10 protein-coding genes are annotated in these 16,145 nt (G+C 67.7%); 4 read left to right on the forward strand and 6 right to left on the reverse strand.

The genetic code is table 11. The annotated features are described in order from the left end of the window. Positions 1 to 3: 3 nt before the first annotated feature. Both ACH34W_RS20560 and ACH34W_RS20565 read right to left on the reverse strand, forming a co-directional pair. Positions 4 to 444, reverse strand: a complete 441-nt coding sequence (locus ACH34W_RS20560) for a DUF2304 domain-containing protein (RefSeq protein WP_395962528.1) — start codon at positions 442 to 444, stop codon at positions 4 to 6. Next, positions 441 to 1,262, reverse strand: coding sequence for a glycosyltransferase family 2 protein (locus ACH34W_RS20565; protein ID WP_395962529.1), 822 nt, complete (start codon positions 1,260 to 1,262; stop codon positions 441 to 443). Before ACH34W_RS20565 ends, ACH34W_RS20560 begins: the two co-directional genes overlap by 4 nt. A 524-nt stretch (positions 1,263 to 1,786) precedes the next feature. On the opposite strand from ACH34W_RS20565, the gene ACH34W_RS20570 reads away from it, so the two are divergent. Together ACH34W_RS20570 and ACH34W_RS20575 are read left to right on the forward strand one after the other, a co-directional pair. Beyond that, positions 1,787 to 3,352 carry a hypothetical protein gene (locus ACH34W_RS20570; RefSeq protein WP_395962530.1) on the forward strand — a complete coding sequence of 522 codons (1,566 nt, stop codon included), beginning with the start codon at positions 1,787 to 1,789 and terminating at the stop codon, positions 3,350 to 3,352. Positions 3,353 to 3,510: 158 nt separating this feature from the next. After that, positions 3,511 to 5,421 (forward strand): glycosyltransferase family 2 protein, encoded by a 1,911-nt coding sequence (locus ACH34W_RS20575; protein WP_395962531.1) that lies wholly within the window; start codon positions 3,511 to 3,513, stop codon positions 5,419 to 5,421. A gap of 90 nt (positions 5,422 to 5,511) precedes the next feature. Here ACH34W_RS20575 and ACH34W_RS20580 read toward each other — a convergent pair whose 3' ends face one another. The 4 genes from ACH34W_RS20580 to ACH34W_RS20595 all read right to left on the reverse strand — a co-directional run bounded on the left by ACH34W_RS20580 (position 5,512) and on the right by ACH34W_RS20595 (position 12,798). Then, positions 5,512 to 9,069 carry a CDP-glycerol glycerophosphotransferase family protein gene (locus tag ACH34W_RS20580; RefSeq protein ID WP_395962532.1) on the reverse strand — a complete coding sequence of 1,186 codons (3,558 nt, stop codon included), beginning with the start codon at positions 9,067 to 9,069 and terminating at the stop codon, positions 5,512 to 5,514. Positions 9,070 to 9,196: 127 nt separating this feature from the next. After that, a complete protein-coding gene (locus tag ACH34W_RS20585) occupies positions 9,197 to 10,483 on the reverse strand; it encodes an acyltransferase family protein (protein ID WP_395962533.1) in 1,287 nt (428 codons plus the stop codon). Between the two features lie 18 nt (positions 10,484 to 10,501). After that, positions 10,502 to 11,926, reverse strand: coding sequence for an LCP family protein (locus tag ACH34W_RS20590; protein ID WP_395962534.1), 1,425 nt, complete (start codon positions 11,924 to 11,926; stop codon positions 10,502 to 10,504). Positions 11,927 to 12,027: 101 nt separating this feature from the next. After that, positions 12,028 to 12,798 (reverse strand): TIGR03089 family protein, encoded by a 771-nt coding sequence (locus ACH34W_RS20595; RefSeq protein WP_395962535.1) that lies wholly within the window; start codon positions 12,796 to 12,798, stop codon positions 12,028 to 12,030. A 299-nt stretch (positions 12,799 to 13,097) separates the two neighbouring features. Here ACH34W_RS20595 and ACH34W_RS20600 point away from each other — a divergent pair, with 299 nt between their 5' ends. Further along, positions 13,098 to 15,152, forward strand: coding sequence for a hypothetical protein (locus ACH34W_RS20600; protein ID WP_395962536.1), 2,055 nt, complete (start codon positions 13,098 to 13,100; stop codon positions 15,150 to 15,152). 72 nt (positions 15,153 to 15,224) lie between these two features. Next, positions 15,225 to 16,136 carry a glycosyltransferase family 2 protein gene (locus tag ACH34W_RS20605; RefSeq protein ID WP_395962537.1) on the forward strand — a complete coding sequence of 304 codons (912 nt, stop codon included), beginning with the start codon at positions 15,225 to 15,227 and terminating at the stop codon, positions 16,134 to 16,136. Positions 16,137 to 16,145 lie beyond the last annotated feature (9 nt).

A 16,145-nucleotide genomic window follows, 5' to 3' on the forward strand; every position in this document is an offset into this window, starting at 1 on the left:
GTCTCACGGGGCGTCGCCGGAAGTGCCGTCATGCGCGGGCTCGTGGTCCGCCATGCCGGACTTCTCGGCCTGCTCGATTTGCTCGGCCCGCTCGATCTCCTCGATTTGCTCGACCTGCTCGATGCGCAGGCGTTGGAGGCCGAGTTCTTCGGCGAGCGTGCGGACCTTGTCTTCCAGGCGGCTCACTTCGGAGCTGAGCTGGACGTTCATGGCGAGCAGCAGCAGGCTCGCGCCGAAGAACAGCAGGTTCGCCGGGACCTCGACTCCGGTGAGGTCTGCGGCCCAAGTGAGGATCTTGGGGAATGCCGCGATCAGCACGATGAAGACGGCCAGGACGACCCAGATGATCGCGTACTTCTCGCGCATGCGGCGCCGGCGCAACATCTCGAAGATGACGACGAGGGCGATCGCGGCGCCGATGAGTCCCAGATGGTAGACCGTCATGCCGCGGGCGTTCCCGGCGTCCAGCGGCGCACCAGCGCCAGGCCCAGGGCGACGATCGCACGGACCAGGTAGATCGTCGCCCGGATCGGGGACTGGCTGGCCTGCCCGGCGGCGCGCGGGCGCATCGCCACCGGGATCTGCCGTACCCGGCAGCCGGACCGCAGGGCGATCACCATGGATTCGACCGTGTCACCCAGGTATTCGGCCGGATAGTGCTCCGCGAACACCTCGATGGCGCGGGGCCCGGCCGCCCGGAAGCCGCTGGTGGTGTCGGTGAGGCGGGTGCCGGAGAGCCGGGAGAGCACGGTGGCGAGCAGTCCCATCGCCCACCGGCGCGGTCCGCGCCCGGCCAGGTAGTCACCCTCGCCGGCGAAGCGGGCACCGATCACGAGGTCCGCGGTGTCGAGCGATTCCACCAGCCTGGGAAGGTAGAACGCGTCGTGCTGTCCGTCCGCGTCCACCTGGACCACGGCCTGGTAGCCGAGGCGCTGCGCGTGCCGGTAGCCGGCGCGCATGGCCCCGCCCACGCCCAGGTTGAACGGCAGCCGGACGACCGGGACCCCGAAGGTCTCGGCCTCGGCGGCGGTGCCGTCGGTCGAGCCGTCGTCGATGACGAGGATGTCGACCTCGGGGCAGCTGGCGAGGAGATCCTTGATCACTCCGCCGATGGCCAGTTCCTCGTTGAGCGCGGGGATCACGACAAGCGTCGACGCGAGTCGTCCCGTGCCCTGTTCGTGGCGCAGAGCTACCTCGGTGATGACGGCCCCCTCGTGATTCCGGCCGGTACGTGTACGCGCACCCTGCGGCCTTTCGTCCAAGTGATGATGTGCGGTCCAGCAGGTGATGATGTGGTCCAGGGGCCGTCGGTCCCCTGGCGCTGACGAGCGACCACGGACCGACCACGGCTGGACGCCGCTCTCATCGATTGCTCTCATCGATAATGACGTCTTGACCCTGGGATCAGTTGTCTGAAATTTACACGGACGTTCCCAGTGATACACCCCTGATCTACCATGCCCACTTTGCGCTGTTTGAGAGTGACGGTCGGTAGTCGATCACATCCATGCGGACACCGACGCGGACCACCGATGCGAGTGATACCCACCTGCGATGACATGTCAATGCAACTGGCCGCACACAAAGAATGATTACCGAAAGAAGGCGGCGGAGTGAACTCTGCGTCGCCGGTACGATCGGGTGGCGGGCCGGTCTGGTCTGTCCCGGGCTGCAGATGCCTGGCATCCAGGAGTCCCTCATCTGTGCGGCTCAGAAGTCGCGACTCGAAGACATCCAAGGATGGGCTGACGTTGTGGTCACCACTGTTTCGAGGTCGTTTCGGCGTGTGCCGGTGCGGCTGCGCCTGCCGGTGTTCGTCTTTGCGGTCTGTCAGTTCGTGCTGCTGCTCTGGTGGGCCGCCTACTACCCCGGCGCGATGAGCTATGACTCCATCTCATATGTGTGGCACGTCACGGCCGACCACTGGATGGCCAATCATTCGGTTCCCTACGACGGCCTGGTCTGGTTGTCCCTCCAGCTGACCGGAGACGTGGCGCTGCTGACTTTTCTGCAGACCGTCTTCTGGGCGGCGACTTTGGCCTATACGGCCGATGTGCTGCACGAGTTGGGAGTGCGTGCGCGGTGGGCGGCGCTGGCCGCCGTCGTGTCCGTCGCCCTTCCAGCGCTGGGACAGTTTCCGTCCTTTCTGTGGAAGGACGTGCCCTTCACGATCTCCGCGTTGTTCCTCTTCGCCGTGACCGGCCGCCTGGTGGCGCGCCGCCGGGCCGGGGAGAAGGCGTCGTGGAAGCTCATCGGCCTCCTGGCCCTCGGGCTCACCGGGCTGGTCCTCTTCCGTAACAACGGTTTCCTCACCGTCGTGATCGCGACCCCGATCCTTGTCGTGGCCCTGTCGGGTATCCGGTGGAAAGTGGCCGCGACCTGCGTCGGCGTCGTGGGGATTTCGGTGGCGCTCACCGCGGGGCTCTACCCCGCACTGGACATTGAAGGCCCACAGCCCAGCCTGACCTACGCGACGGCCTATGCGGATGTGGCGGTCGCTTATTACGAACGTCCGGAGGATTTCACCAAGGGCGACATGGCGTTGATGCGGCAGGTGGCCCCTCTCTCGCATTGGGCCACCGCGGGTTCGAGCTGTTACAACGCCGACTGGCTGACCAACCGGCCGGGGTTCAGCAAGACGAAGGCCGATCCACTCAGTGATCAACTGCTTGCGCTGTGGAAGACGACCATCAGGCGTTCTCCGGACCTGGTGGCCGGGGCCCGGTTCTGCCGTGGTTCGGTCGCCTGGGCGATCTGGCCCGGTCCCAAGTCGCTCGACGGCCGGACGGCGATCGCGGGCGGCACCGTCACCCCCGACCGGTTCACCTGGTCCTTGCCCGGCGGGCGAATGGCGGACAGCCGCTATCTTCCCGTCCTCAAGACCAGGCCGCTCGTGGGACCGGTCCGCGCCGGTGCCGAGTTCGGCCGGCGCCTCAGCCGCGCACCCCAGTTCGAATGGCTGCTCTGGCGAGGTGCATTCTGGTCATATGTGGGGTATGCGGCAATCGGGCTCTTTGCCTGGCGGCGTCGTGTCCCGGGCGCGTGGGCCTTGGTGGCGATGATCGCGGGAGTGCAGCTAGCCGTGCTGGCGGCCAACCCGGCACAACTCTTCCGCTATGTGGCCGCACCGATGCTGGTCGGTTTGATGGCGGCGCCATTGCTCACCGTGGCGCTCGGCCGTGCCCGGCGCACAGAAGCGCCGAGCCCTGCCGCGGAAGTGCCGGGTCCGGCCGCAGCAGTGTCCGGTCCGGCTGCCGAAGCGCCGGGTCCGGTCGAGGAAGTCCAGGAAACCCGAAATGAAGATGGCCAGGAAGGGCCAGGTTCGCGCTTGCCAGAACGCTCACACAGGTGAAAAGACGCCCTATCATTCCAATATTCAGACCTTTTGTGGAATCGTTGCTTCACATCTGATTGGACCTCCGCTGGCGAGGGTCGGTTGATGCTGGGTCTGTCGATGCACAGCACGGACGCCATCATCAGGCCGGCGGGTCCGGATGAATGGGAGACAGGATGATCGCGCCCAGGGTCAGTGTCGTCATGCCCGTGCACAACTGCGTGGCGACGGTGGGACGTGCCGTACGGTCGGTGCTCGACCAGACGCTTCCCGCGGAAGAGATCGAGATCATCGCCGTCGACGACGGGTCCACCGACGGAAGCGGCGAGGAACTGGATCGCCTGGCCGCTGAGCATGCGGGACTGCAGGTCATCCACCAGTCTGCTTCGGGCGGCCCCGGGCGCCCGCGCAACGTCGGCCTGGACCGCGCTGCCGGAGAATACGTCTTCTTCCTCGACGCGGATGACCACCTTGGCCCGGAAGCACTGGAACGGATGGTCGCCGCCGCGGACGAACACGGCACCGATGTGGTCGTTCCGAAGTATGTCGGCATCGGCCGCAAGGTGAATCCCCTTCTGTTTCGCAAGACGGTCCCCTTTACAACGATTTACGACGATGTTCCTAATCTCTATGGCAGCCTCACCGTCCTGAAGCTCTACCGGCGCCGGCTGCTTGAGGACAGGAAGATCCGGTTTCCCGAGGGCGTACTGTCCGGCGAAGACCAGATCTTCGCGGTGCGCGGATATTTCGAGGCGTCCGGCGTGACCGTTCTGGCCGACTACGACTACTACTACTGGGTTGAGCGTCACGACGGCACGAGCGCCCTCCAGAAGGGCGGGGCTCCCGCCGCCACCTACTTCCCGCAGATCGCCGAGCTCCTCGCCTACGTGACCACCCACACGGAGCCGGGCGAGGTGCGTGATCGCCTGTTGTGCCGGCACTTCGCCATCGAGGTGTTCTCCCGGTTCGACCCGCGATACTCGCGGTTCGACCAGGCCGAGCGCGACGAGACCAAGGCGGCGGTCCGTGAGCTCGTGCGCACCTATGGCAATCCGGCGGTGATGGCCGAGCTTTCGCCCTACATGAGGCTTCTCGACCACCTGCTGCGGAACGGCCCCGAAAGCCTCATCGACGAGGCGGCCCGCGTCCATGCCACCGAGCCCCCGCCCATCGTGGTGGACGGTGAGCACGCCTACGTGGCCTATCCCGGCTTCCATGACGAACGCGCCCAGATCCCGGACGCCGTGTTCGAGGTGTCGGAGCTGCGCCAGCGCGTCGAGCTCGTCGCGGTGGAGTGGAAGGAGCACCGGCTCGCTGTCCGCGTCGCGGCGCGGATCGAACGTCTGGATCCGAAGGCTCAGCGCGCCGAGCTGGTCATCCGCCGGCGAGGGGAACGCGGGGAGCACCGGTTGCCGCTCGAACCCGTGGACGACGGCGAGCTGCTCGCGGAGATCGACTTCGGCGAGGCCCTTTTCGCCGCCGGCCGCTGGGACCTGAGCGCGACCATCCGGGCAGACAAGATCGTCCGCGAGGGGGGCCTGGTGCCCGGCAAGGGCCTCAAGGTGACGCCTCCGGGGCCACGCATGGTCGCCGTGGCGGATGGCACGCCCTGTGTGACCCCGTACCTGACCAAGGCGAGCGGTGCCCTCGCCCTGCACGTGGGATCCGGACGGGTGATCCAGATCGATCGCGCCGCTGTGGAAGGCCGGTCTCTCCGGCTGGAAGGCCGCGTGGCGGCCGCGGTCGCTGTTCCGGTCACTTTGCGCACGGTCCTGCGGCACCGGAGCTCGGGGCAGACACGCTCAGCCGGGCTGGAGGTCTCGCGCGATGTGGGCACGCTCGCCTTCGCCGGCATGATCGGCCTGCGGGGCCTGGCGCCGGGCAAGTGGGATGTCTGGTGCGAGGTGAGTGACGGTGTCGACGGCCTGCTCCGCGCGGGGCTGTCCCCCACGGCGGACCTGCCGGACGACCGGCCTGACGGCAGGTTCGGTCAGCGGGCGCAGGCGTTCCGCACGGTGAAAGACAACCTGTCCGTCGAGGTCAGAGCCGGTTTGTTCAGGCGTGTCCGCCGATTGGTCCACGCCTGAACTCCCCGCGTGAACTCCCCGGCGTGAACTCCACGCCTGAACTCCCCGTTTTACCCCTCGTCCCGTTTACCCCTCGTCCGGCCGGATCCGTCAGGTGTCGCGGAGCATACGGTCCACCGCGCGGGCAGCCGCCCCGCCGTCGTCCCACGCGCAGAACTTGGCGCGGAAGGCCTCGTACCGGTCGGCGTAGGTGTCCTCCAGCGAGCCGGCCGCGCGGATCATCTCGATCAGCTCCGCTGAGGTCCCGCACAGCGGCCCGGGCGCCTCCGCTTCGAAGTCGAAGTAGAAGCCGCGCAGCTCGTCCCGGTAGCGCTCCAGGTCGTAGGTGAAGAAGAACTGGGGACGGCCGGTGACCGCGTAGTCGAACATCACCGACGAGTAGTCGGTGATCAACATGTCGGCGACCAGGTAGAGCTCCGCGATGTCGGGGTAGCGGCTCACGTCGATCGCGAACTCGCCGTCCGTCCCCTCGACTCCGCCGCCCAGATTGAAGTGGCCGCGGACCAGGAGCACGTGGTCGTCGCCGAGGGCTTCGCGTGCCGCCTCCAGATCGAGCTCCAGCTCCATCCGGTAACCGCCGGACTTGGCCTGGTCGTCCCGCCATGTGGGGGCGTACAGCACGATGGTCTTGCCGTCCGGCACACCCAGCAGGGCACGCACCCTGGCCGCGCGCTCCGCATCCGGCTTGGCGAGCAGATCGTTGCGCGGGTAGCCGGACTCGAGGACTTCGCCCTCGTACCGGAAGGCCCGCCGCATGATCGGTGTGCTGAACGGGTTCGGCGACACCATCGCTGACCACTGGGCGACGTCGGCACTGAAACGCCGCAGGTAGTCCTGCGCGTTCTTGAACTTGGGGCGTTCGATGTCGTAGCCGATGCGCTTGAGGGGCGTCCCGTGCCAGGTCTGCAGATAGAACTGGCCGTCGCGGCGCCGGAACCATTCAGGCATCGGGTCGTTGCCGACGAGGAAACGTGCCTGGGCGAGGACCTGGAAGTGCTCCCGGCTGCCCAGCAGAACGGTGCGTGCCCCTTCCGGCGGCTGGAACTGGCTGTCCAGAGTGATCCAGACGTATTCCAGGTCGGGCATCCGCCGGGCCATCTCCTCGTAGATGGCACGCGGGCTGTCGGAGTATTGCCGGCCGCGGAAGCTCTCGAAGACGGCCATGTCCCGCAACGGAGACGCCAGGAAACCCGGGTAGTCACGCTGGGCCATGCGCTTGAGCCCGTAGACGCCGCGCTCGTCGTCGTTCAGTGCGGTCCGGGAGGTCAGCCGCAGCGCGTCTGTCTGATGGGCGCGCAGGGTGAACTCGTGCTGCCCCAGCTGCTGCGGCGGCGGGAGGTCGGCCAGGGAGGACCGGGAGATCGCCACCGCGACCTCACCGTTGTCGAACTGGGTGAAGAAGTCCCAGGGTCCGGCGGCGAGCGGCAGCACCTCGCCGAACCGCGGGATCCGTGCCGGTGAGAAGACGAGGGAGAAGGTGCCGTCGTCGGCCCAGCGGAGCGGAAGTGAGTGGGTGTCCCCGCCGGTGCGCAGGCGGAGGAGCATGCTGTCCGGGCGATCGCCGTCCGCCAGGTCGGCCGCCGCCAGTTCGCCGGTGAGAACGAGTTCGCCGTCCTCCGTCCACTCCGCCGTGGTCACCACGCACCGGCGTGGGCGTTCGAGCAGCCGCAGGTTGCCGAACCTCGTCCGGGTGACGACGATCTCGTTGGTGCCGACGGGATGCCGTATCTCGACGTTGTCGGAGACCGAGAGCCGGATGGCCTTGCTGCCGCTCAGCTTGATCGAGGCGTCCCAGTCCAGCCCGCCGGACATCCAGGTGTGGATGGTGTCGGCCGTGTCAGACGCATGGGAGACCAGGACGTCGAGCGGTACGTCTGCCGTGAAGGCGCCCCGTTCGTCCAAGGTCACCGGCACGCGGGTCTCGGCCACGCCCAGGCGGCGTGCCAAGACCACTTCCCCCTGGAGGGACTTGGCGTTGGTGACCCGTCCGGCCAGGACCAGGGTCGGCCCTTCGATGCGGGCCTCGGTGACCTGCGCTACGAGCTGCTTCACCTGCACGGTGAAACGATTGCCCGACGCGGTCACCGGCCGCACCACGACCCCGGGAGCGACGTCGCGTCCGGCGGCCCACTGGACGTCGGTGCGCACCGGGCCTCGCATCGGACCGCTCAGGGTCAGCCCGCCGGGTGCCGTGACCTCGGCGTGCAACTCCCAGTTGGCCGATCGGAACGACGGGAGGATCCGCTGCTTGAACAGGCGCAGGGCGCGATACCTGTTCACCTGGAGCAGCGCCGGGTCGATCTCGACCGTGAACCCGGCCCAGTCGTAGTCAGCGGCGGCACGGCTGGCTTTGGCGGTGACATCGGGCCGGTAAACGCGCGTGACCGGCAGCTCCACCACCGTCCCACGACCTGCGTGCTGGAGCCACACTCGCATCTGGCACGCGTCCCGGTCGGTGGCCGGGTCGGCCATGGGGATGCGCGTGATGTGCGCCTCTCCGGAGATGCGGAGTTTGCCGTCTTCCCACCAGGCGTTGTCGACACGGGTCTGCAGGGTCAGCTCGTCGGTGACGTCGTAGACCCGGTCCGGGATGCCGTACTCGGCGTCCCGGAAGAAGGGGTAGTCGGCGTACCACCGGTCACCCTGGCGCTCCACATCGGCGGTGAAGATCCTGGCCTGCTGGTACGCGAGGACCTCGAGCAGTTCGTCGATCAGCCCGCGCTGGACGAGGTGGTACTTCAGCCGCTTGAGGGCGGTCAGCTCCGCGAAGATCGAATCGTCGGCCTCGGCGATGGCCTCGTTGACCAGCGGCAGCAGGCGCTCGTGGTATTCGGCGCCTCCGTCGAGGGCCGCGTCGACATAGAGCGACAGCTCGGTGGCGAGCACGGAATACAGCTGGGCATGCCACAGCTCGGGCGACCGCTCATGGAGGAAGGCCGTCACCACCTTGATGGTCCGGACGCGGTCTTCGAGGTTGCCGGGCTCGCTACGCCGCTGAGTGATCGACTGGGACTCGCCCTCGCGCTCGCGCCAGTAATAGACCACGTCGCTGAGCACATCGACGGAGGAGGCGAGGAAATGCGCCGGAATGGTCACCGGGCTGTCCTCGTACAGCCCGGGCGGGAACTCGAAGGCGTGCGAGTCCCAGAACGACTTGCGGAAGACCTTGTTCCACGCGGTGCGGTCGCCCAGCAGATCCGGTCGCCTGGTGATGTGGGTCTGCTTGTCGGCGGCCTTGAAGATCTGGGTGTGGAGCGGTGATTTGGCCGGACCCGCAGCGGTGAACCTGCGTACCCCGCCGCAGGCCAGATCCGAGCCGGTCTCCTCCAGGGAGGCGATCAGGATCTCGTAGGCGTAGCGGGGGAGGAGGTCGTCGGAGTCGAGGAAGGCCAGGTAACGCCCCGTGGCCTGACGGGCGCCCGTGTTGCGGGCAGGTCCGAGGCCCTGGTTTGGCTGCTGTATCAGCCGGAACCGCGAATCCCGCTGGGTGAAATCCTTGGCGATGGCCGCGCTGCCGTCCGGCGAACCGTCGTCGACCACGATCACCTCGATGTCGCGCAGCGTCTGCTGCTCAAGCGACTCCAGGCATGCCTCGAGATATTCTTCGACGTTGTAAAAGGGCACAACGACGCTTAGCAGCGGTGACACGGTCCTCCATCTGACATCTGCGCCGTCGCGGCGCCGCCGCCCGGCCTCTGAACGGACGGCTCAGTCGGACGGCTCGGGAATCGCAGCTTCCAGCAGACTATCTGACACGCCTGGTTCGAGTGTCTCGTTACCGGCCCATCTCGGCACTTACCGTGCCTCTGCCTTCACCCGGTGTGGCTTTGGCCTGGCGTTTTGCCCGGCCGCCGTTCGGACGGCGCAATTTGGTGAACACCCAGGTCGTATTCGGTTCAAGCAGCCACTTGGTGGAGCGCACCACAGGCGGGGTGCACAGGATCGTGCCCAGCACCAGCGAGCCGGCGATCAGCGCCAACACCCCCGGTACGGAGGCCGCCCAGTCGGTCTTCCACCATCCGGCGAAGCTCAGCAGCTTGGTGAAGAAGCCGTGCAGCAAATACGCATACAGCGTGAAGGCGCCGAGCGCGGTGAACCAAGTCTTGCGCCGGGGAACAATTGTCAAGAAGGCGAACAGCAGCGTGGTGGCACAGGCGAACATCGCCAGCCGCATGGTGATGCCGGTGATGTTGTCGACGCCGAAGTGCCTGAAGGAATGGTCCCAATAGACCCACCCTCTGGCCATGCGGTTCATGGTCAGATAGGCCACGCCGAAGCCGCAGATCAGCACGGTGATGCCCAGGACGCGCGCCTGCGGCTTCTTGAGAAGCTCGAAGTGCTGCGGCTTGAGCATGAGGCCCATCACATAGAACGGCAGCAGGCCGATCACCCGGTGAAGGTTGAGCGTGGCGCCCAGGTCGGTCATGTAGGACAGCAGCGAGAAGAGCGCCGCCACCGCCAGCGGCCAGCGGATCTGCTGCCAGACCGGGGTGGACAGCCGCCACAGGAACAACGCGCACAGGAACCATGTCAGGTAGTACGGGTCCAGCAGCGTGACCTCGAGCTCGTTCCCGCCGGCCAGCCAGTCATAGCCCGAGTAGGCGAACTCGAAGATCACGTATGGCACGCCCACGGTGGCGATCAGCTTGCGCGCCTTGCCGGAGGAGAAGGTCCAGTTCCGCGAGAAGTAGCCGGTGACCACGATGAACAGCGGCATGTGGAACATGTAGATGAACATGTACACGCTCTCGGCCAGCGGGGAGCGCAGTACACCCCCGAGCGCGTGCCCCACCACGACGAGCAGGATCGCGAGGAACTTCGCGTTGTCGAAGTACGGGTCCCGTTCCTTGCGGGCAGGCTTGACCGCGGCAGGGGCGTCCCCGGTGGCCGCGGCAGGGGCGCTCCCGGTGACCGCGGCATGGGCGCCCCCGGGCGCCGGTTCGCCGTTCCCCCGGGCAGCCGGGTCGCCGGCACCGGCGTGCGGTGCCTGATCGGGGCTCCGGGGCAGGGCCGGTGCGGAGGCGGGCTGGGATGCGGCTGAGGGCCTGGCGGTGTACGTCATTGATTTCCCGGGGTTGGGTCAGCTCCCCTTGCAGATGTCGTCGGTCGCGCGGATCTCCCCTTGCTGCTTGGGGATGCCGGCCTTGACGTTCTTGAGGGCGGTCCAGTCCTTGCCGACCACGAGGTCGACGACGCCGGGGGTGCCGCCGCTGGAGCGGGCGGTCGGCTTGGGTCCGCTGGGGACCAGCTTGGCGAGGAAGGAGGCCTGCTGGTCGGCGCCGGAGCCGTACAGCACCTTCGTGGTCGCCGCGCTGCTCATGTTGCCGCCGAGGCTGGCGTGGAAGCCCTGGGACTCCAGCGCGGTGATGACCCGCCCGGCCTGGCCTTCGATCCCGCTGGCGTTGTAGACCCGCACCCGCACCTGGCTTGGGGAGATCTTGGACGCGCCCGCCTTGGGCTCGCTCGCCACGGTCTTGTCGTTGCGGATCGTGCTGAAGAAGGTGTTCGCACTGGGCTGGGTGAGCGCGACCCGGTTGGGGTCCGCAGGGTCGGGCCCGGACGGCACCGTGACGAAGCGCAGCTTGCCGGAGGTCATGCCCTGCATGCCCTGGGCGATCTGCATCATCACCCTGGGCGTCAGGTCCTCGTCGGTGGTCAGCGACTTGGTCGTCGCGTTCATCAGAGAGAGGAGCTTGCTCGGGTTGGCCAGCACACCGGCGCTCAGCGCCTTGTTGGCGAGCGAGCCCATGAACTTCTGCTGGCGCTTGATGCGGTCGGTGTCGGAGCCGTCGCCCAGGCCGTACCGCACGCGCACGTAGGCCAGCGCGGTCTCGCCCTTGATGGTGTGCTTGCCCTTGGCCAGCTTGAGCCGGGACTTCTTGTCGTTGACGGCCTTGGACAGGCACACGTCGACGCCACCGACGGCGTTGGTGATCGACTTGAAGCCGTTGAAGTCGATCTGCATGAAGTGGTCGATCTTGATGTTGGAGAGGCCCTCGATCGTCTTGATGACGCAGGAGGCGCCGCCGTTGGTGAACGCGGAGTTGATCTGCCCCCGGTCCGTCGCGGCGGTCGATCCGTTCTTGGTCTTGCAGGGCGGGATCGGGACCATCAGGTCGCGCGGGAAGCTGATGCCCATGGCCTGCCCGCCGCCGGGCGACAGGTGCAGAAGGATCATGGTGTCCGAGCGCGGCGGCTCGTTCTTCATGCTCCGGCCGTACTTGGCGTTGCCGCCGGCGCGGGTGTCCGACCCGAGGACCAGGATGTTGAGCGCGTTGTTGAGCTTCTTGGGGCGATTGGGGCCGACGTTGGCGTTGACGTCCTCGTGAGCGATGTTGCCCATCGTCTTGTAGTAGACGCCGTAGGCGGCCAGGCTGCCCACGACCATGACGGCGGACAGGCCGACCGACACCCATCCGAGGATGCGCCAGCCACGCCGCTCCGGCGCCGGCCCGCTGGGATCGGCGTCGTCGACGTACTCCATGTACATGGGGTTGCTGTTCATCGGCTCCGTGGTGGGGGCAGGCCCGCGCTCTCAGGGGTCAGGGAAGCAAACGTGTCGGCTGGCAAAACAGGTCGGCTGAACGAGCAGAGACAGAGACTAGATCAGGCGAGCCGGCGCACGGACCCGGATTGGTCATTCCATCCGGACACGCCGGCCACCACGGTCACATGTTCCAGGCTCACTCGATGATCTAGGGCGTCTTTGTGGAAGTTTCGTTGGATTATGACGGAAGCACCCGAGGCTAGTGGTGCAAGCAGGCCAGTAAGAACCCCGTCGAGTGTGGCGTAGGACATGTCAACGAGGACCCTGTCCTGCGCGTCCAGCCCCCAGTTCACGGCGGCCTCACGTGCCACACGCACCAGCTCCACCCCACTGAGTGTGGTGTTTGTCACAGTCAACTGCGGCATCACAGAGCTAGCTGGGCTACCCGGAACGAACCTGTCTCCGTAAGCGCGCACCTCCACTGCGTAGTCGACCACCCCGCCGGGGGGCTCCGTGAGGGGCCCGCCGAGCGCGTGCAGCGAGAGCCCGATGATCTCCTCGGCCTCCTGGTCATCGATCACATCTCCCAGCACATCCTCGGCAGCCGCTAGGAGATACGGCCCGGTACCGCCGACCGGTTCGCCGGATTTCACCCTTTCGGTGAAACCGGCACTGTCCGGATCGACGACCTCGACATGGAGTCCGGCCGACCAGCAGGCCATCAGCCACACCGCGCTCTGCCAGTGCGGCGGCAGCACGAGCACGGCGCGGTCGCCCGCCTCGGCGGCCAGCCCGTCGACCAGGAGGTTGGCCGTCTTGGCCACCCAGTTGTCGAACGTCTTGGCCGACAGCTCCACGCGTTCGCCGGCCTTGTCGTCGTAGAAGGTCACGAACGGGCGCGACGGGTCGGCCGCGACCCGCTGCCGGAGCAGGTCCGCAGGTCCCGCGTCATGTCCGGGGCCAGATCCGAAGTCAGGCATGGGAACAGACAGTACGCCGCGCCCCGCGCGGCCATCCGGCCCGCCCGGAGGAAGTGTCCGACTCGCTACCCGGTCGCGGCTGGGCCGGGGCTCAGGACCGCTACGCTCCGCATCGTCGAACGACGAGACCGGGGGTGGCGGGGCGTAGCCATGGGGGTGCAAAAGAGGGGGTGGCGGGACGTAGCCATGGGGCGCATTGGAGCGGAACGATGAGCGGGGGCCGCCTGCTCGCCAGGGCCAGCGTGGCCCCGGCCCTACTGATCGTGGCGTGGCTGATGGTGTCGTTGCCGCTGCTGCTGGCCGGCATGTTCTCGCCGGGCCCGGCGATCGCGCTGTTCGTGCCGGTGGCCACCGTCGTCGTCTGGCTGGGCCTGCGGGACCGGCGGCGCGATCCCGATGAGGAGGATCCGCCGGAAGGGCCCGTGCCGGTGCCCCGCTGGGTGACGGTCTCGGTGCTGGCGATCGTGCTGGTCTTCCTGGTCTTCCAGATGATCATGAGTTCCGAGCAGATCATCGTCCGGCGCGACCCGGCCTCGTACGTGCAGTTCGCGACCTGGCTGAACGATCACGGCTCGCTGCCGATCCCGCAGATGCGCTGGGCGTTCGGCGGCGGCGACCCGGTCCTGGAGTACCAGAGCCCGGCCTTCTACCAGCGCGACGACGTCATCTGGCCCCAGTTCATGGCCGGGCTGCCGATGCTCCTCGCGCTCGGCGGCTGGATCGGCGGCACGTACACCATGCTGGCCATGGCCCCCCTCCTCGGCGCGTGCGCGGTGCTGGCGTTCGCGGGGCTCACCGCCCGCCTGGTGGGTCCGCGGTGGGCGCCGGCCGGTGCGCTCTTCCTCGCGCTGAGCCTGCCCATGTTGTGGATCTCCCGCTCCACGTACAGCGAGCTGCCCGCGCTGATCCTGCTGCTGGGCGGCCTGTCCCTGATGTACGACGTACGGGCGGAGGCGGCTTGGGGATTGCCGCAGTCGGCGCGGGTCAAGGCGTTCCTCGCTGGGCTGGCGCTGGGGCTGATCGTCCTGGTGCGGATCGACGGGCTGCGCGACGTCCTACCGGTGGTGGTGATCGCCGGGCTCCTGATCGCGCGCCGCCGACGGACCGGCCTGCCGCTGATGCTCGGCCTGACCATCGGCGTCGGCGCGGGCCTGATCGAGGGCTTCACGCTGTCCCGGCCCTACCTGGAGTACCTGCACGCCTCGCTCGATCCGCTGCTGCTCGGTACGGCCGTCCTGATCGCGCTCACCGCGGTCATGGTCGTCGTGCTGCGCTGGCCGAGGACGGCGAAGCGGCTCCGGCGGCTCGGCGCGCGGGTCTCGGCCGGACGGCTGCCGAACGCGGCGGCGGTGCTGACCGTCCTGCTGGTGATCGCGTTCGCCGTCCGGCCGTACGTGCAGACGGTGCGGCGGGTGCCGACGAACGACGACGACAGGCTCAACGCCGAGTTCATCGAGGCGACGCAGAAGCTCGCGGGGTTGCCGCTCGACGGCACCCGGCAGTACTCCGAGCTCTCCCTCTACTGGGTGATCTGGTACATCGGCGTCCCGGCGATGCTGCTCGCCACGTTCGGTGCGGCCCTGCTTGTGCGGCGCCTGCTGCGGCGCGGCTCGCCGGAGTGGCTGCTGCCGTACGCCGTGATCGTCTTCACCACGCTGCAGGTCCTGTGGCGTCCCGGCATCACCCCCGACCACCCGTGGGCGACCCGGCGCCTGATCGGCCTGGTGCTCCCCGGCTTGCTGCTCTTCGCGGTGTGGGGGCTGGCCTGGTCGTTCCGGCGGGTGCGGCGGCTCGGGTACGGGCGGCGCCTCACCAACGCGGCCGCGGTCGTGGGGGTGCTCGTGCTGGCGGTGCCCATCACGATCTCGTCCGCCGGGCTCATGTTCACCAGGACCGACCAGGACGAGGTCGGGGCGCTTCGCGGGATGTGCCAGAAGCTGGGACCGGGACGTTCGATCGTGGTGGTGGAGCGCGTCACCGCCGACCGTTTCCTGCAGGTGATCCGCAGCATGTGCGGCCTGCCCGCGGCCCGCACCGTGGACGGGGCCCGGCCCGCCGACATCCAGCGGGTGGCCGGCAAGATCTGGGCCGCCGGGCGGCACCCGGTGATCCTCGGCGCCGAGGCCCGGCAGGTGTCGCCGTACGGCCAGCCCGTCCGGATCGTGGAGCTGCGCACCCGCCAGGACGAGCGGACCCTCGTGGAGTCGCCGAACGGCTCCTGGAGCCTCAATGTCAGCGTCTGGATGTCCGAACCGCCCGGTTAGCGGCCTGTTGGCGGGTGTTCGCCGAGGGCGACCGGCCTCGTAAGGGGCTCAGGGCGAGTATTCTCGCCCTGCGTGAGTACCCAGCCCACCGACAGTGCCGTGCATGTGACGATCGTTCTGCCGTGTTACAACGAGCAGGATCATGTCCTCGAAGAGGTCGAGCGCATCTGCAAGGCGATGGACAACAGCGGCAAGACCTACGAGCTGCTGGCCGTCGACGACTGCTCGACCGACGCGACGCTGGCCCGGCTGGAGGAGGCCGCGCCGCGCTTCCCCAATATGCGGATCATCGCGTTCCACCACAACAGCGGCTCGGGCACGGTGCGGCGGATCGGCACCCAGCAGGCCCGCGGCGAGATCGTCGTGTGGACCGACGCCGACATGACGTACCCGAACGAGCGCATCCCCGAGCTGGTCGAGATCCTCGACACCGACCCCACGGTGGACCAGGTGGTCGGCGCGCGCAGGAGCGAGGAGGGCACGCACAAGCTGCTGCGGGTGCCCGCCAAGTGGTTCATCCGCAAGGTCGCCGAACGGCTGACCAACACCAGGATTCCCGACCTCAACTCGGGGCTGCGGGCGTTCCGCCGCCAGGTCTCGCTTCCCTACCTGCGGCTGCTGCCGCCCGGGTTCTCCTGCGTCACGACGATCACGATCGCGTTCCTGTCGAACCAGCACGACGTGCGGTACGTGCCGATCGACTACTACAAGCGGGCAGGCAAGTCCAAGTTCCACTTCACCAAGGACGCCTACCGCTACATCCTGCAGGTGCTGCGGATGGTCATGTACTTCAACCCGCTCAAGGTGCTGATGCCTCCGGCGTTGTGGCTGCTGGTCATCGGCCTGGTCAAGGGCGTGTTCGACATGGTCGTGCACTTCGGCTACTTCGCCAACAACACCGTGATGATCTTCATTACCGGGATGCTCATCGCCTCGCTGGCGTTGCTGGCCGACCTGATCGTCCGTTCGCGCAACGACACCTAGGCGGCGGCA

The organism is Actinomadura sp. 6N118, from assembly GCF_044326415.1.
Classification (GTDB): Bacteria; Actinomycetota; Actinomycetes; order Streptosporangiales; family Streptosporangiaceae; genus Spirillospora.